A 16,573-nucleotide genomic window follows, 5' to 3' on the forward strand; every position below is an offset into this window, starting at 1 on the left:
GAGGCCCAGGGCCCGTATCGCGTGCCCTGCCCGACAGGGGCAACGAACACCTGATGGAAAGAATGACGACATGAGCGACCTCAAGACCGAAGCGCAAGACCTGCAACAGGAAGAAAACGCCCTGATCGCCCTGCGCAAGGAAAAACTTGCCGCCGAGCGCGCCAAGGGCAATGCCTTCCCCAACGACTTCCGCCGCGACAGCTACTGCAACGACCTGCAGAAACAGTACGCGGACAAGACCAAGGAAGAGCTGGAAGCAGCCGCCATCCCGGTCAAGGTCGCCGGTCGCATCATGCTCAACCGTGGCTCGTTCATGGTCATCCAGGACATGACCGGCCGCATCCAGGTCTACGTCAATCGCAAGACCCTGCCGGAAGAGACCCTGGCCGCGGTCAAGACCTGGGACCTGGGTGACATCATCAGCGCCGAGGGCACCCTGGCCCGCTCCGGCAAGGGTGACCTGTACGTCGAGATGACCCGCGTGCGCCTGCTGACCAAGTCGCTGCGCCCACTGCCGGACAAGCACCACGGCCTGACCGACACCGAGCAGCGCTACCGCCAGCGCTACGTCGACCTGATGGTCAACGAGGAAACCCGCCACACCTTCCGTGTGCGTTCGCAGGTGATCTCGCACATCCGCAAGTTCCTCATCGAGCGCGACTTCCTCGAAGTCGAAACCCCGATGCTGCAGACCATCCCCGGCGGCGCTGCGGCCAAGCCGTTCGAAACCCACCACAATGCCCTGGACATGGCCATGTTCCTGCGCATCGCGCCGGAGCTGTACCTCAAGCGCCTGGTGGTCGGTGGTTTCGAGAAGGTGTTCGAGATCAACCGCAACTTCCGTAACGAAGGCGTTTCGACTCGTCACAACCCTGAATTCACCATGCTCGAGTTCTACCAGGCCTACGCCGACTACCGCGACAACATGGACCTCACCGAGGAACTGTTCCGCGAGCTGGCGCAGCTGGTACTGGGCAGCACCGACGTGCCGTATGGCGACAAGGTGTTCCACTTCGGCGAGCCGTTCGTGCGCCTGTCGGTGTTCGACTCGATCCTCAAGTACAACCCGGAGCTCACCGCCGCCGACCTGCAGGACGTCGACCGTGCCCGCGAGATCGCCAAGAAAGCCGGCGCCAAGGTGCTCGGCCACGAAGGCCTGGGCAAGCTGCAGGTGATGATTTTCGAAGAGTTGGTCGAGCACAAGCTGGAACAGCCGCACTTCATCACCGAGTACCCGTTCGAAGTGTCGCCGCTGGCCCGTCGCAACGACGACAACCCGGCCGTGACCGACCGCTTCGAGCTGTTCATCGGTGGCCGCGAGATTGCCAACGCCTACTCCGAGCTCAACGATGCCGAAGACCAGGCCGAGCGCTTCCTGGCCCAGGTGGCCGAAAAGGACGCCGGTGACGACGAGGCCATGCACTACGATGCCGACTTCGTCCGCGCCCTGGAATACGGCATGCCGCCGACCGCCGGTGAAGGCATCGGCATCGACCGCCTGGTGATGCTGCTGACCAACTCGCCGTCGATCCGCGACGTGATCCTGTTCCCGCACATGCGTCCACAGGCCTGAGCGATCTGAACAAGCCGCCTTTCGAGGCGGCTTTTTCATGCCTGAAGCTTTATGTTGTCAGTGCCGGCCTCATTGCCGGGCAGGCAACCCACTGTTCGTGAGGTAAACCAGAGTGACCCCCGCAATGCCCCACCAGGGTGCCGCCGGTATCGCCACCGCCGTCGCCGAGAGCGTGCAGTACCAGGGCCGCAAGACCGCCCGCCAGGGCAGCGAGCAGCGCCGCCAGCAGATCCTCGACGCCGCCATGCGCATCGTCGTGCGCGATGGCGTGCGCGGCGTGCGCCACCGCGCCGTGGCTGCCGAGGCCGGCGTGCCGTTGTCGGCCACCACCTACTACTTCAAGGATATCCAGGACCTGCTGGCCGATACCTTCGCCCAGTACGTCGAACGCAGCGCGGCTTACATGGCCAAGCTGTGGACCAACACCGAAGGTGTGCTGCGCCAGTTGCTGGCCCAGGGCGACGGCACCCCCGAGGCCCGGGCGCACCTGGCCGATGAAGTGGCGCGCATGCTGGCCGACTACGTCCTGCGCCAGCTGAACAACCGCCGCGACTTCCTCATGGCCGAGCAGGCCTTCCGCCAGGAGGCGCTGCTGTGCCCGCGCCTGGCCGAGCTGGTGCAGGCCCACGAGCAGATCCTGCTGCATGGCGCACGGCAGATCCTGCAGGTTGTCGGCTCGCGCCAGCCCGAGCAGGATGCCCAGATGTTGACGGCGATAATCGAGCAGATGGAATATCAGGGCCTGCTCAAGGATGCGAATGCGCAGGCCGATGAGCAGATGCTCGCTATCCTTGTCCGATACCTGCAGATGGTGCTGGCTTCGGCCTGAGTGGCGAACGACTTTTCAAGGAGAACCTGATGAAAGCCTGGCGTGTGGTGTTGTTGACCTTGTCATTCCTCCTGCTGGGCGGTTGTCTGGTGACGTTCGACGAGCCACTGCCGGCCAACCAGCCGGCGCCCAAGGCCCTGCTCGGGCAGTGGAGCAGCAAGGACGCCTGGGGCCAGCCGCTGAAATTGAGCATCAGCCGCGCGGGTGGCAATACCTACAAAGCGGTGGCCCGTGCCCAGGGCAAGGCCCCCGAGGAATACGCCTTCACCGTGGCCCGGCATGGCAACCGCTGGTACCTGTCGGCCGGGGTGCCCAAGCGCCTGGGTGGCAATTTCCTGATCGGTGGTTTCGAGGTGATCGACGGCAAGCAGTTGGTGGTCTACAACCTCGATGTCGAGCAGGTGCAGCAGGCTGTCGCCAAGAAAGAACTGAGCGGACGCAACACCGAAGTGCCGGAAGATAACGGCGAGGGCGTGCTGATCGACAGCCCGACCGAGCGGGTGCTGGCGTATCTGGAAGATCCCGCCAACTCCGATCTGTTCGTCGAGGTGGCGCGCTTCCAGCGTTCCGGTAAATAGCCGTGAGCATACCGGCCTCGTCGCGGGGCAAGCCCGCTCCTGGTTGTAGGAGCGGGCTTGCCCCGCGATGAGGCTTCAAGAAGGAGTCCCGCGTGGACGAGTACCAACAGACCATACGCACGTTGTCCGACCGCATCGTCGCCACGCAGACCCCGATCCGCGTGCTTGACGCGGTGAAATGGGACGATGGCATCCGCCAGGGCTTTCTCAAGGCCAAGGGCAAGGAGCCACCAGCGGTGGACCGTGCCTACTACCAGAACCGCCCGCTGTCGTTCGACTCCAGCGCGGTGAAGGCCGAGTTCCAGAGTATCGAGCGCGACATCACCCGGCAGTTGGGCCAGTTCAATCCGGTCGGGCAGATCATGCGGCGCATGTGCAAGGAATACCGCATGGTGGTGCGCATGCTCGAGGCACGCGGCACCGAGGACTTCGGGCTGATCTCTCAGGAGCTCTATGGCGCCGCCTCCGACGCCTTCCACGCCGGCGACCCGACCCTGGCCGACCTGGGCCTGATGCTCTCGGATTACCTGAACAACATCGACGGTCGCGGCGACTTGAAGGACGAGCCGAAGAACCTCACGGCCAAGGAAGCGGTGGAGATCCTCCAGCGTCGCTTGAACAAGGTGTTCGGCGAGGCCGAGGAGACCATCCGCGTGTTCGAGTCCGACGGCATCGTTGCCGACGCCGCGGCCGGGGCCGACTACATCAAGGTGCGCGCCGACGCCATGTTCAACAGCCGCGACGTGCGCGCCCTGGAAGTGCATGAAGGCCTGGTGCACGTCGGCACTACCCTCAACGGGCTGAACCAGCCGATCTGTACTTTCCTGGCCAAGGGCCCGCCCTCGTCGACGGTGACCCAGGAGGGCCTGGCGATCCTCATGGAGGTGATCGCCTTCGCCTCCTACCCCAGCCGTCTGCGCAAGCTCACCAACCGTACCCGTGCCATCCACATGGTGGAGGAGGGCGCCGACTTCCTGCAGGTCTTCGAGTTCTTCCGCGGCCAGGGCTTCGAGATGGGGCAGAGCTACAGCAACGCCAGCCGGGTGTTCCGTGGCTCGGTGCCCAACGGCCTGCCATTCACCAAGGACTTGTCCTACCTCAAGGGCTTCATCATGGTTTACAACTACATTCAGTTGGCCGTGAAGAAGGGCAAGCTCGAGCAGATCCCTTTGCTGTTCTGCGGCAAGACCACCCTGGAAGACATGCGCACGCTGCGCCAGCTGGTCGAGGAAGGGCTGGTCGAACCGCCCAAGTACCTGCCCGAGCAGTTCCGCGACCTCAACGCGCTGTCGGCCTGGATGTGCTTCTCCAACTTCCTCAACCACCTGAGCCTGGACCGTATTGAAGCCGACTACGCGAACATTCTCTGACGCCTGCCGTCACCTCGCCTTCGGCCTCGGGCTGCTGCTGTTGGGCGGTTGCAGCAGCCTGCTGTTCTATCCCGAGCCCGGTCAGCCGTTCACCCCGCAAAGGGCCCATCTGCAGTATCAGGACCTGACCCTCAGCGCCGCCGACGGCACGCGCCTGCATGGCTGGTGGCTGCCCGTGCCGCAGGGTGTCGAGGTCAAGGGCACGGTGCTGCACCTGCATGGCAATGGCGGCAACCTGGCCTGGCACCTGGGCGGCAGCTACTGGCTGCCGAAAGCAGGCTACCAGGTGTTGATGATCGACTATCGCGGTTATGGGCTGTCCCAGGGCAAGCCGACATTGCCTGAAGTGTACGGCGACATCGGCGCGGCGCTGGACTGGCTCGACAAGGCGCCCCAGGCCCAGGGCCGGCCGCTGGTGCTGCTCGGCCAGAGCCTCGGAGGGGCCATGGCCATCCACTACCTGGCCCAGCACCCCGAGCAGCGCCGACGCTTCAGCGCCCTGGTGTTCGATGGCGTGCCCGCCAGCTACCGGGCGGTGGGGCGATATGCCCTGAGCACTTCGTGGATGACCTGGCCGCTGCAGGTGCCGCTGTCGTGGCTGGTGCCGGACGGCGACAGCGCGGTCAACTCGATCGCCCGCCTGGACAGCCCGCCGAAGCTGTTCTTCCACAGCATCGACGACAACCTCGTACCATTGGACAACGGCCTGCGCCTGTACCGCCAGGCGCCGCCGCCCCGGGTGCTGCAATTGACCCGGGGCGACCATGTGCAGACCTTCGCCGATCCGACCTGGCGTCAGGTGATGCTGCGTTTCCTGGAAGACCCTACCCATTTCAACGGCCTGCGCCGCCTGGCCGAAGTACCCAACTACCCTGACGAGAAGAACTAGCAATGAGTGAAGAACGCAACGCCATCCCGCTGATCCTGACCGGTGTCGGCAGCATCATCGTGACGGTGGGAGCCCTCTGGTACTACGGCTACCTGCATTTCGCCAAGCCCGAGGATGCGCTGTTGCTGCAGGATTTCACCATGCTCAAGACCATTCCGGGGGAAGACTACAAGGTCTCGCTGACGCCGGCGCCACAGGTGGCGCAGTGCATCGATGGCGTGCTGGTGCTGTTCGACACCGAGCAGAAGGGCCTGACCGGGGTGCTGGTAGACAACCGCAAGCGCGCGGTGCGTTGCATGGGGCAGGAGACGCCGCAGCAGGTGCAGTGAGCGTGTCCTGACCTTCAGATCGGGTTGGTGCCAGACCAGGTTTCAAGAAGATGTTTTTTGCGTGGGAGCGGGCTTGCCCCACGAGGCGTCACCTGCACGATGTTCAATCCCAAGCCATGAAAAACCCCGCCATCAGGCGGGGTTCTTCACTCAAGCACTAGCGATTACTGGATCTGGCTCACCGAGCGCGGTGCCACCGGCTGGTTGTCGTTGGAGATGGTCACCTCCACCCGACGGTTCTGCGCGCGGCCCGAGTTGCTGCTGTTGTCGGCCACCGGGTACTCCTTGCCGTAGCCCTGGGCGACGATGCGTGCTGGATCGACGCCGGCACGTACCAGTGCCATGCGCACCGCACCGGCGCGACGCTCGGACAGGGTCTGGTTGTAGTTGGCCGAACCAACGCTGTCGGTATAGCCCTCGACGATCACCTTGCGCTCAGGGTTCTCCTGGAGGAACTGGGCCAGCTTGGTGACGTTGGGGTAGGCGCTGCTCTTGAGCACGGCCTTGTTGAAGTCGAACAGCACGTCACCGAAGGTCACCAGGGTGCCACGGTCGGTCTGCTTGGCGTTCAGGCTGTCCTGCAGCTTCTTGATCTGCGCGTCGCGGGCGTCCAGCTTGGCCTGGGCGCGCTGGGCGGCGGCGTTCTTGAGTTCGGCCTCGGCGCTACGCAGGGCGATGGTCTGCTTGGCCACTTCGACACGCTGGTTGGTCAGGTAGGCGAGCTGGTCGACTTTTTTCGAGTCCTCGCGATCCATGTAGGCTTTGTCGGCCTTGTTCAGCCAGTCCTGAGCGTCCTTGGTCTCGAGCGCGGCCACTTTGCTCGACTGTGGGTCGCTCTGCAGGGCGGAGAAGTTGGTGCGGGCCGACTCCAGGTTGGCGTTCGGGTCGTGGGAGCAGGCGGCAAGGCCCACGCTCAAGGCCAGCAGGGCGGGAATCATGACGTAGTTGCGCATAGTGTTCATCCTTTGATCGTTAACGAAGGCTCATGAGGCTGGGCAGGGCTCATTCGGCGCTGCGCAGGCCTTCCTCGCGTACGTCGTTGATACCCTGGCGGGCATCCTGTACGGCTTTCTGGGCCTTGGCTGCCTGGGCCTTGCGCTCGGCGACGCGGGCGTCCCATTCGGCTTGTTCGGCCAGCAGCTTGGCCTGGTCGTACTGCTTGTCGTGCATGGCGATCTCGGCCTTCTTGAACTTGTCCTGGGCAGCCTTCATCTCCACCGCGGCGAATTCGGTGCCACCTGCACTGACCGCCGAGTTGACCGCCGATTGGGTCACGGCGTATTGCTCGGTCGGCGGCTTGCCCGCGCAGCCGGCCAGCACCAGGCTGCTGCCCAGGGCCAGCGCGGCCAGCTTGAGCCCGCGCAGGTGAGTGGAGGAAGGTTGTGCGATGCGGGTCTTCATGGTGGTCAACTCCATTGGGTCACTCCTGTTAAACGACGATGCCACGCGGTGGCTATCGCTGTTCCCCTGTGGCCAGCGTCGGGCGCAAAGGCCCGTGTTTACAGGGTTTTGCCGTGATGGCTATTGGCTGTGACCCAGGCATTTTTTGAATAGTTCAGAAAAATTTGCACGCTAAAGGTATTTTTTTCTGACTAATCAGTCAGCGGATTTTTCCTGGAACTTCCGCCGTGGATGACGGTATGCCGGGCTTCGCCCGGCACCCGGAAAGGTTCAATGCGACGGCTCCTTGCGCACCCTGCCGAGGGCTTGCAGGTGGCGTCGTGAGAGGGCCAGGAAGCGTGGTGTGGGGCCGATATCCTCGTACAGCGGGTCGCCTTCTTCGTCGGTGGCGATCACCTGCTGGCCCTTGATGTAGGGGAAGCTGGCTTCCAGTTCCTCGAGCGCCGCCGCCACCAATTCGCCCAGCAGTTCCTCGGGGCTGCGCTTGGGGTACATGTCGATCAGCGCGGCCAGGCGCGCTTCGGCTTCCATGTCCAGGTGCAGGACATGGCCGGTGGGACTCAGGAGGCCGGCGGCGTTCTGTTCCCAGTGCTCGGCGAGTTGGCGAATTTTCATGATGACCTCTCTGTCAAAGCCTGGTAGTGGCATTGCTTCGGATGTCCTGTGTTCACTTTAGTTGCTCTGGCCGCTTCTGGCTTGCCAGGCGCGGGCGCGAGTGGGCACTCTTGGGCGCATGCGGTTTCCTGGAGTGGAGAAGGCTGATGAGTGATATCGATCTGCGCTTGCGCGAGGATGTGCACCTTTTGGGAGAATTGCTGGGCGAGACCATCCGCCAGCAACATGGCGAGGCGTTCCTGCAGAAGATCGAGGACATCCGCCACAGCGCCAAGGCCGACCGGCGCGGGCAGGGCGAGCGACTGAGCTCGACCCTGGGCGACCTGGCCGAGGAGGACCTGCTGCCGGTGGCGCGGGCATTCAACCAGTTTCTCAACCTGGCCAACATCGCCGAGCAGTATCAGCTTATCCGGCGCCGCGACGCCGACCGGCCCGAGCCGTTCGAGGCGCGGGTGCTGCCGGAACTGCTGGCGCGGCTGAAGGCGGCGGGCCACGGCAACGATGAGCTGGCCCGGCAACTGGCCAGGCTGAACATCGAGCTGGTGCTTACCGCCCATCCCACCGAGGTGGCCCGCCGCACCCTGATCCAGAAGTACGACGCCATTGCCGCGCAACTGGCCGCGCAGGACCACCGCGACCTCGTTCCCGGCGAGCGCCAGCAGGTGCGTGAACGCTTGCGTCGCCTGATTGCCGAGGCCTGGCACACCGAGGAGATCCGTCGCACCCGACCGACTCCGGTGGATGAAGCCAAGTGGGGCTTCGCGGTCATCGAACACTCGTTGTGGCAGGCGATCCCCAACCACCTGCGCAAGGTCGACGCGGCCTTGTTCGAGGCCACCGGGCTGCGCCTGCCGCTGGAGTCGGCGCCGGTGCGCTTCGCCTCCTGGATGGGCGGTGACCGCGACGGCAACCCCAACGTTACGGCGGCGGTCACCCGCGAAGTCCTGCTGCTGGCGCGCTGGATGGCCGCCGACCTGTTCCTGCGCGATATCGACGGCCTGGCCGCCGAGCTTTCCATGCAGCAGGCCAACGCCGCGCTGAAAGACAAGGTCGGCGACAGCGCCGAACCCTATCGCGCCCTGCTCAAGCAACTGCGCGATCGCCTGCGCGCCACCCGTGCCTGGGCCCATGCCTCGCTGACGAGCACACAACCTGCCAGTGCTGCGGTACTGGTGGACAATCGCGAGCTGATCGCGCCGCTGGAACTGGCCTATCAGTCGCTGCATGAATGCGGCATGGGTGTGATCGCCGACGGCCCGTTGCTTGACTGCCTTCGCCGCGCGGTGACCTTCGGCCTGTTCCTGGTGCGCCTGGACGTGCGCCAAGATGCCGCCCGCCACCGCGATGCACTGTCGGAAATCACCGACTACCTCGGCCTCGGTCGCTATGCCGAGTGGGACGAGGAGCGACGCATCACGTTCCTTCAGGCCGAACTGAACAACCGTCGCCCGCTGTTGCCGGCGCATTTCCAGCCCCAGGCCGAGACGGCCGAGGTGCTCGCCACCTGCCGCGAGATTGCCGCCGCGCCTGCGGCGTCGCTGGGGTCGTACGTGATCTCCATGGCCGGCGCGGCCTCCGATGTGCTGGCGGTGCAATTGTTGCTTAAGGAGGCCGGGCTGACCCGGTCGATGCGCGTGGTGCCGTTGTTCGAGACCCTGGCCGACCTGGACAACGCGGGCCCGGTGATGGAACGCCTGCTCGGTTTGCCGGGCTACCGCGCTGGTTTGCAAGGGCCGCAGGAGGTGATGATCGGCTATTCCGACTCGGCCAAGGACGCCGGCACCACCGCGGCGGCCTGGGCCCAGTACCGCGCCCAGGAGAACCTGGTGCGCATCTGTCGCGAGCACCAGGTCGAGCTGCTGCTGTTCCATGGCCGGGGCGGCACGGTCGGGCGCGGCGGCGGACCGGCCCATGCGGCGATCCTGTCGCAACCGCCGGGCTCGGTGGGCGGGCGTTTCCGCACCACCGAGCAGGGCGAGATGATCCGCTTCAAGTTCGGCTTGCCGGGCATTGCCGAGCAGAACCTCAACCTCTACCTGGCCGCCGTGCTGGAGGCGACCCTGCTTCCGCCGCCACCGCCGGAGCCGGCCTGGCGCGCGTTGATGGACCAGTTGGCCGCCGATGGCGTCAAGGCCTACCGCGACGTGGTGCGCGAAAACCCGGACTTCGTCGAGTACTTCCGCCAGTCCACCCCCGAGCAGGAACTCGGCCGCCTGCCGCTGGGAAGCCGCCCGGCCAAGCGCCGCGCCGGCGGCATCGAGAGCCTGCGGGCGATCCCGTGGATATTCGGCTGGACCCAGACAAGGCTGATGCTGCCGGCCTGGCTGGGCTGGGAAACGGCGCTGAACAATGCCCTGGCACGCGGACAGGGGACGCTGCTGGCGCAGATGCGCGAGCAATGGCCGTTCTTCCGTACCCGCATCGACATGCTGGAGATGGTCCTGGCCAAGGCCGATGCACAAATCGCCGAGGCCTACGACGAACGTCTGGTGCAACCCGAACTGCTGCCGCTGGGTGCGCACCTGCGCGACCTATTGTCGCAGTCGTGCCAGGTGGTGCTGGGGCTGACCGGGCAGCCGGTGCTACTGGCGCACAGCCCGGAAACCCTGGAATTCATCCGCCTGCGCAACACCTACCTGGACCCGTTGCACCGCCTGCAGGCCGAGCTGCTGGCGCGCTCGCGCAGCCGTGAAGCCGCTCTGGATAGCCCGTTGGAGCAGGCCTTGCTGGTGACCGTGGCGGGGATCGCGGCTGGTTTGCGCAATACCGGCTGAGGTCGTTCGAAACCGGTCTCGGTGATGGGCCGGGTTGGCCTTGCGCCAACCCGTGACGGCCGGTTGCGCCGGGCGCAACCCGTGCCCCGGCCAGCCGCGGGCGGCCCGTTCCTGGCACTTTTGGACGCTTGTCGGGGGGGCGGGCGCTGTGTATCTTGAGCAGCCTTTTGACCGATTTTACGGTCTCGTCCGATTTTCCGGAGTTGGCCTTGTGCGCCGAATCCGTTGATTTGCAAAGAAAAATATGAGGAGCACAAGATGCGCGTAATTCTGCTGGGAGCTCCCGGGGCCGGTAAAGGTACTCAGGCAAAGTTCATCACCGAGAAGTTCGGTATTCCGCAGATCTCCACCGGTGACATGCTGCGTGCCGCCGTCAAGGCCGGCACCCCGCTGGGCCTGGAGCTGAAAAAGGTCATGGATGCCGGCCAGCTGGTTTCCGACGAGTTGATCATCAGCCTGGTCAAGGAGCGCATCGCTCAACCAGACTGCGCCAACGGCTGCCTGTTCGACGGCTTCCCGCGCACCATCCCGCAAGCTGAAGCCATGGTCGCCGCCGGTGTCGACATCGACGCCGTGGTCGAGATCGCCGTGGACGACGAAGAGATCGTCGGCCGCATGGCCGGTCGCCGCGTGCACCTAGCCTCGGGCCGTACCTACCATATCCAGTACAACCCGCCGAAGGTCGAAGGCAAGGACGACGTCACCGGCGAAGATCTGATCCAGCGCGATGACGACAAGGAAGAAACCGTGCGTCACCGCCTGTCGGTCTACCACAGCCAGACCAAGCCACTGGTGGACTTCTACCAGAAGCTGTCGGCCGCCAATGCTGGCAAGCCGAAGTACAGCCACATCGAAGGCGTCGGCTCGGTCGAATCGATCACCGCCAAGGTGCTGGCAGCCTTGAGCTGATCCATCACCGTGCGTCACGACGGCCCGCTTGCGGGCCGTTGTCGTTTATACTGCCGCTCTTTTTCCCCTGTCGCCTGGATACCTCGTTCGATGACCACCTTGTTGGCCCTGGATACCGCCACCGAAGCCTGTTCCGTCGCCCTGCTGCACGACGGCAAGGTGACCAGTCACTACGAGGTGGCCCCACGCCTGCACGCGCAGAAACTGCTGCCGATGATCAAGCAACTGCTGGCCGACTCGGGTGTGGCGCTGAGCGCGCTGGACGCCATCGCCTTTGGCCGTGGCCCGGGCGCCTTCACCGGCGTGCGTATCGCCATCGGCGTGGTCCAGGGGCTGGCTTTCGCTCTCGAGCGTCCGGTGCTGCCGGTGTCCAATCTGGCGGCGCTGGCCCAGGGCGCGCTGCGTGAGCGAGGCGTGCAGCAGGTGGCCGCGGCCATCGATGCGCGCATGGACGAGGTGTACTGGGGCTGCTACCGCGCCGAGCAGGGCGAGATGCGTCTGATCGGCCAGGAAACGGTGCTGCCGCCCGATCGGGTTGCGCTGCCGCAAGACCTGGAGGGCGATTGGTTCGGCGCCGGCACCGGCTGGGGCTATGCCGAGCGGCTGGCCGTGCAGGTCGCGGCCAGCGATGCCGTGGCCCTGCCCAGCGCACTGGACATCCTCACTCTGGCCGGTTTCGCCTGGGCGCGGGGGGAGGCGGTCGTCGCCGAGCAGGCGCAACCGGTTTACCTGCGCGATAATGTGGCTACTCCCAAGGCGCGTTGAACGCAGTTCGTCGGCTATCGCCGTTCACGATAAAACCTTTTGCGCGTTCTGTGGTCCAGTTATCAGTTCGGGCATTAGCGAAGGATTCCTGATGCTGCTAAATTGCCATCATTGATCCTGAGTGCCCCTTTCATGCGTATCGACGGCTTCTCCTCACAGAGCTACCCCATCAAGCGCGCGCCTCGCAAGGCGCCGGCGCGTGACGAAGCCATCGACGAAGCCGACGCCGAGATCATCGAGGATATCGACGCGCAGGTCAGCCGCGCCAGCCGTCGCGGCGAGAACCTGCCGGCCCGTCAGCAGGACCTGATCTTCCCCCGTGCCCGCGACCGGCGGACCTCAACGGCGCTCGCCAGCTACCTGACCACTGCCGGCTTCACCGACTGGGAGATGGAAGTGCTGGGGCTGGACCTGTACATTTGATGGATGACGCCATCAGCCCTCCCTTACTTTCTCGGTTGCCCGTCCTGGGCTGAAAACGCCTGGCGCGAGTACCTGTACCCCGCCGACGCCCGTACCAGCGAGTTCCTCGGGCTGTACAGCCAGGTATTCAACGCCGTCGAGGGCAACACCACGTTCTATGCCCGCCCCGCGCCAACCACGGTAGAGCGTTGGGCGCAGATCATGCCGGCTGGGTTCCGGTTCACCGCCAAGTTCCCAGGGGATGTCAGCCACGCGGGCGACCTGCGCGAAAAGCTCGATTCGGCGCTGGACTTCACCCGGCTGATGGCACCCTTGGGCGAACGCGTGTCCCCTTACTGGCTGCAGTTGCCGGCGATGTTCGGGCCGACGCGGCTCGCAGAGCTAGCGCACTTTCTCGACGAGATCGGCGTGCCGGTGGCGGTGGAGGTGCGCAACGACGCGTTCTTTGCCCGTGGCGAGGAGGAGCGCCAACTCAATCGCCTGTTGCATGAACGCGGTGTCGAGCGCATCTGCCTGGATCCGCGTGCGTTGTTCAGCTGCGCTTCGCGCGAGCCCGCCGTGCTCCATGCCCAGGCCAAGAAGCCCAAGGTGCCGCCGCGCCCGGCGGCCTTTACCCGGCACCCGCAGGTGCGGTTCATCGGCCATCCCGAGCTCGAGGCCAACGAGCGCTTTCTCACGCCCTGGGTCGACAAGGTCGCCGCCTGGATCGAGGAGGGGCGCCGCCCGTATGTGTTTCTGCATACCTCGGACAACCGTATGGCCGCGGCACTGGCCCAGCGTTTTCACCAGCGCCTGATGACCCTGTTGCCAGGCTTGGCGGCGCTGCCTGAATTGCCGCGTGCCCCTGAGGTCGAACAACTGGGGTTACTGTGATCTGACCGTCGGAGGTTGAACCATGGATGTGCAAACCCTGCGAGCCGAAGCCTTCAAGGCACTGCATGAGCGTGATGGCGCGTTCGTCATTCCCAACCCGTGGGATGCCGGCTCCGCACGGATGCTGGCCAGCCTGGGCTTCGAGGCGCTGGCCACCACCAGTGCCGGGTTGGCGTTCAGCCTCGGGCGGCCGGATGCCGAAGGCGCGCTGACGCCCGAGGAGACCCTCGACAATGCCCGTGCCATTGTCGACGCCACGCCGTTGCCGGTGGCGGCCGATCTTGAAAACGGCTTCGGCGACCTGCCGGAAGACTGCGCCCGGACCATCCAGCGCGCTGGCGAAGCGGGGCTGGTGGGTGGTTCGATCGAAGATGCCAGCGGGCGTAGCGATGCGCCGATCTACGATTTCGAGCTTTCCGTGGCACGGGTGCGTGCCGCCGTCGCGGCCGCCCGCAGCCTGTCCTTCCCCTTCACCCTCTGTGCCCGCGCAGAGAATCTGCTGCACGGGCGTCTCGACCTGGACGACACCATCCGCCGCCTGCAGGCCTATGCCGAGGCCGGAGCGGACGTGCTGTACGCCCCCGGCCTGCGCAGCGTCGACGAGATCCGGGCGGTGGTGCTCGCTGTAGCGCCCACGCCTGTGAATGTGCTGATGGGCATGCCGGGGGTACTGTTGAGCGTGAATCAGCTGCAGGACCTCGGTGTAAAGCGCATCAGTGTCGGCTCGTCGCTGGCGCGTGCGGCGTTGGGCGCCTTCCAGCGGGCCGCGCTGGAGATCCGCGAGCAGGGCACCTTCGGCTATGGCGAGCAGGCCCTGCCATTTGCCCAGCTCAACGACCTGTTCCGCCGTTGAGGGCCCATGGGTAGAGCGTTGATTGCGTTGCTCAGCCTGCTGTTGGTGGTGCTGCTCGCCTGGTTGATGGGCTGGCGCCCGCCAGCTGCCTGGAACCCCTGGGCCGCTCTGGATGTTCGGCAGCCCCCGAATCTGCTGACGCCTTACAAGCTGTCGCGCCTGCGCGACGATCCCGAGCTATGCCGCCAGGCTTTGCAGACCACTACGCTGCGTTATCGCCCGCAGAGTAACAGTCCGCCGCAGGCCGCTTGCCCGTTGCGCAACGTCTGGCGCGTGGAGGGCGGGCAGGCGCGCTTGAGCAGCAGCTTCCTCGCCAGTTGTCCGCTGGCGGTGGCCTATTCGCTGTTCGAAATGCATGGATTGCAGCCGGCGGCGCAGCGGGTGTTCGGTCAGCCGGTGGTTCAGGTCGATCATCTGGGCAGTTTCGCCTGCCGCAATGTCTACCACCGCAAGCAAGGCCGGCTCAGCCAGCATGCCACGGCCAATGCGCTTGATATCAGTGGTTTTCGTCTGAAGGATGGGCAGCGCATCGTGCTGGCCCAGGACTGGCGGGGAGAGGGCCCCAAGGCTGACTTCCTGCGGCAAGTGCAGGCGGCGGCCTGCGAAAGCTTCAGCACGGCACTGGGGCCGGACTACAACGCCGCGCACCACAACCACTTTCACCTGGACATGGGGTTCTGGCAGATCTGCCGTTGAACTCAGGCGTGCACGCGCACGTTGTTCAGCACCACCGGGCGCGCCCAGTGGATATCGAATTCCAGGTCGTTCTGCTGCTTGGCCAGTGTCTGCTCGTCGAAGGGTTCGGGCGCAGGATCGAGCAGATGGGCCTCGAACTCGGCGATCGGCAGGAACAGCGGCCGTGGCGATGGGCCGGGGCCGGGCTCAGCGATGGGGTGGCCTTGGCTCATGACCACCGGGCGCAGCCAGCTGTTGCTGATGTCGAGTTGTCGCTGTTGCTCGATCAGTTCGACGGTGTCGAAGGGCTCGGGGGCGGGCGGCAGCAGCTTGGCTTCCAGTTCCGCCTTGGGCAGGAACAGGGGCTCGGGCGGGGTTACTTCGGTGTCGTGAACCGGCAGGGCGCGCTGGGCGTCGATCAGCGCCAGGGCACGGGCGCCGCCGACTGGTTCGCCGCTGTCCTGGTCGCACTGCATCAGCGCCTGGCTGAAGGAGTCGACTTCGCCTTGCGGCTGCTCTGCCATGGCCCGGGCGAAGAAATCCTGCCACAGATGGCTGACGCCACCCAGTGCCTGGGTATTCTGTCGACCGTAGTTGCCGACGGGCGACAAGTAGGTCAAGCCGATGGGAAGAGTGTCTGACATGGCAGTCGCGGACGTTGAGCTCTGGCAGAATAGCGGGATATTGCCTGTATCGGCTCTGGCCGGGGTTTCATTAATTTTTTTCGAGTGCGGGAACGGATGGTAGAGCAGCAGCAAGGCGCAGGTATCAGGGTCGAGGCACTGGCCCCGCAGTTCCAGGCGCAGGCCGAGGCATGGGCCGAGCGGCTGGGCTTGCCGTTGGTCGATGAAGCCGCGGAATTCGCCGTGCAGCTGGGGGACGAGGGGCTGCAGATCCAGCAGCTCGGGCCGCAGGCACCGGGGCCGGTGCGGGTGGATTTCGTCGAGGGGCAGGCGGCGCACCGGCGGTTGTACGGCGGTGGCAACGGGCAGATGATCGCCAAGGCCGTGGGCATCGCCCAGGGCGTGCGGCCGCAGGTGCTCGATGCTACGGCGGGGTTGGGCAAGGATGCGTTCGTACTGGCCAGCCTGGGTTGCCAGATGACCCTGATCGAGCGTCAGCCGTTGATTGCCGCGCTGCTGGAGGATGGTCTGGTGCGGGCGCGTGGCGATGAGGAGATTGCTCCGATCGTTGCGCGCATGCGGTTGTTGACTGGTAATGCGATCGAGCGGATGCGGGCTTGGGAGGGGGAGGCGCCACAGGTGATCTACCTGGATCCGATGTTTCCGCATCGGGACAAGAGCGCGTTGGTGAAGAAGGAAATGCGGGTGTTTCGGCCTTTGGTCGGTGATGACCTGGATGCACCGGCTTTGCTCGAGGCGGCTTTGGCGCTCGCCACGCACCGGGTGGTGGTCAAGCGGCCGCGCAAGGCGCCTATTATCGAGGGGGCCAAGCCGAGTCATAGTCTGGAGGGGAAGTCGAGTCGGTACGATATATATCCCAAGAAGGCTTTGAAGGCTTGACTGTTGGTTAGTTCGTTAGTTCGTTAGTTCGTTAGTTTCGGGTAGTGTTTGTTTTTGAAGTTGTATGCGCATTCATTTGTGATGTCGGCGCTTATTCACCTTTCCGCCCTTACGGCGGGTTACTTAATGAGATGGTCACCCCGGCACCCTGCGAGGCGTACGCTTTCGCAGGGTGCTTTTACTTCGGAGACCGT

General features: G+C 65.0%; 18 protein-coding genes. 14 read left to right on the top strand and 4 right to left on the bottom strand.

Features of this window, described 5'->3' with window-relative positions:
* Positions 1–70: 70 nt before the first annotated feature.
* From lysS to AC25ND_RS23930, 6 genes are all read left to right on the top strand, one after another.
* Complete coding sequence (lysS, locus tag AC25ND_RS23905; protein WP_028691575.1) at positions 71–1,573, top strand: lysine--tRNA ligase; 1,503 nt, start codon at positions 71–73, stop codon at positions 1,571–1,573.
* 124 nt (positions 1,574–1,697) lie between these two features.
* Positions 1,698–2,402 (top strand): TetR/AcrR family transcriptional regulator, encoded by a 705-nt coding sequence (locus AC25ND_RS23910; protein WP_062360515.1) that lies wholly within the window; start codon positions 1,698–1,700, stop codon positions 2,400–2,402.
* A gap of 29 nt (positions 2,403–2,431) precedes the next feature.
* Positions 2,432–2,980, top strand: coding sequence for a LolA-like protein (locus AC25ND_RS23915; RefSeq protein ID WP_028691573.1), 549 nt, complete (start codon positions 2,432–2,434; stop codon positions 2,978–2,980).
* 92 nt (positions 2,981–3,072) lie between these two features.
* Positions 3,073–4,350 (top strand): flavohemoglobin expression-modulating QEGLA motif protein, encoded by a 1,278-nt coding sequence (locus tag AC25ND_RS23920; RefSeq protein ID WP_028691572.1) that lies wholly within the window; start codon positions 3,073–3,075, stop codon positions 4,348–4,350.
* Positions 4,322–5,239 carry an alpha/beta hydrolase gene (locus AC25ND_RS23925; protein ID WP_186597334.1) on the top strand — a complete coding sequence of 306 codons (918 nt, stop codon included), beginning with the start codon at positions 4,322–4,324 and terminating at the stop codon, positions 5,237–5,239. Before AC25ND_RS23920 ends, AC25ND_RS23925 begins: the two co-directional genes overlap by 29 nt.
* 2 nt (positions 5,240–5,241) lie before the next feature.
* Positions 5,242–5,568: a PA3694 family proteiin gene (locus AC25ND_RS23930; RefSeq protein WP_028691570.1), complete on the top strand. Its 327-nt coding sequence runs from the start codon at positions 5,242–5,244 to the stop codon at positions 5,566–5,568.
* Positions 5,569–5,732: 164 nt separating this feature from the next.
* On the opposite strand, the gene lptF is transcribed toward AC25ND_RS23930, so the two are convergent.
* The 3 genes from lptF to AC25ND_RS23945 form a co-directional block, all read right to left on the bottom strand.
* Positions 5,733–6,521, bottom strand: a complete 789-nt coding sequence (lptF, locus tag AC25ND_RS23935; RefSeq protein ID WP_028691569.1) for a lipotoxin F family OmpA-related lipoprotein LptF — start codon at positions 6,519–6,521, stop codon at positions 5,733–5,735.
* A 49-nt stretch (positions 6,522–6,570) separates the two neighbouring features.
* The gene (locus tag AC25ND_RS23940) at positions 6,571–6,984 is read right to left on the bottom strand and encodes a DUF4398 domain-containing protein (protein WP_028691568.1); all 414 of its coding nucleotides are present in this window, start codon (positions 6,982–6,984) and stop codon (positions 6,571–6,573) included.
* A gap of 255 nt (positions 6,985–7,239) precedes the next feature.
* Positions 7,240–7,584 carry a hypothetical protein gene (locus AC25ND_RS23945; protein ID WP_028691567.1) on the bottom strand — a complete coding sequence of 115 codons (345 nt, stop codon included), beginning with the start codon at positions 7,582–7,584 and terminating at the stop codon, positions 7,240–7,242.
* Between the two features lie 146 nt (positions 7,585–7,730).
* Between AC25ND_RS23945 and ppc the strand changes: the two genes are divergently transcribed.
* The 7 genes from ppc to AC25ND_RS23980 all read left to right on the top strand — a co-directional run bounded on the left by ppc (position 7,731) and on the right by AC25ND_RS23980 (position 14,877).
* Entirely contained in the window at positions 7,731–10,358 is a 2,628-nt protein-coding gene (gene ppc / locus AC25ND_RS23950) for a phosphoenolpyruvate carboxylase (protein WP_186597332.1), read from the top strand.
* 258 nt (positions 10,359–10,616) lie between these two features.
* Positions 10,617–11,267, top strand: a complete 651-nt coding sequence (adk, locus tag AC25ND_RS23955; RefSeq protein WP_028691565.1) for an adenylate kinase — start codon at positions 10,617–10,619, stop codon at positions 11,265–11,267.
* A gap of 90 nt (positions 11,268–11,357) precedes the next feature.
* Positions 11,358–12,032 carry a tRNA (adenosine(37)-N6)-threonylcarbamoyltransferase complex dimerization subunit type 1 TsaB gene (gene tsaB, locus AC25ND_RS23960; protein WP_088851961.1) on the top strand — a complete coding sequence of 225 codons (675 nt, stop codon included), beginning with the start codon at positions 11,358–11,360 and terminating at the stop codon, positions 12,030–12,032.
* A gap of 132 nt (positions 12,033–12,164) precedes the next feature.
* Entirely contained in the window at positions 12,165–12,455 is a 291-nt protein-coding gene (locus AC25ND_RS23965; RefSeq protein WP_028691563.1) for a hypothetical protein, read from the top strand.
* 3 nt (positions 12,456–12,458) lie between these two features.
* The gene (locus AC25ND_RS23970; RefSeq protein WP_186597330.1) at positions 12,459–13,328 is read left to right on the top strand and encodes a DUF72 domain-containing protein; all 870 of its coding nucleotides are present in this window, start codon (positions 12,459–12,461) and stop codon (positions 13,326–13,328) included.
* Positions 13,329–13,350: 22 nt separating this feature from the next.
* Positions 13,351–14,181: an isocitrate lyase/PEP mutase family protein gene (locus AC25ND_RS23975; RefSeq protein ID WP_182324236.1), complete on the top strand. Its 831-nt coding sequence runs from the start codon at positions 13,351–13,353 to the stop codon at positions 14,179–14,181.
* 6 nt (positions 14,182–14,187) lie between these two features.
* Positions 14,188–14,877 carry an extensin-like domain-containing protein gene (locus AC25ND_RS23980; protein ID WP_186597328.1) on the top strand — a complete coding sequence of 230 codons (690 nt, stop codon included), beginning with the start codon at positions 14,188–14,190 and terminating at the stop codon, positions 14,875–14,877.
* A gap of 2 nt (positions 14,878–14,879) precedes the next feature.
* Here AC25ND_RS23980 and AC25ND_RS23985 read toward each other — a convergent pair whose 3' ends face one another.
* Complete coding sequence (locus AC25ND_RS23985; protein WP_062360526.1) at positions 14,880–15,500, bottom strand: hypothetical protein; 621 nt, start codon at positions 15,498–15,500, stop codon at positions 14,880–14,882.
* Positions 15,501–15,596: 96 nt separating this feature from the next.
* Here AC25ND_RS23985 and AC25ND_RS23990 point away from each other — a divergent pair, with 96 nt between their 5' ends.
* The gene (locus tag AC25ND_RS23990; protein WP_028691558.1) at positions 15,597–16,379 is read left to right on the top strand and encodes a class I SAM-dependent methyltransferase; all 783 of its coding nucleotides are present in this window, start codon (positions 15,597–15,599) and stop codon (positions 16,377–16,379) included.
* Positions 16,380–16,573 lie beyond the last annotated feature (194 nt).

This window comes from Pseudomonas sp. P110(2024), from assembly GCF_057480795.1.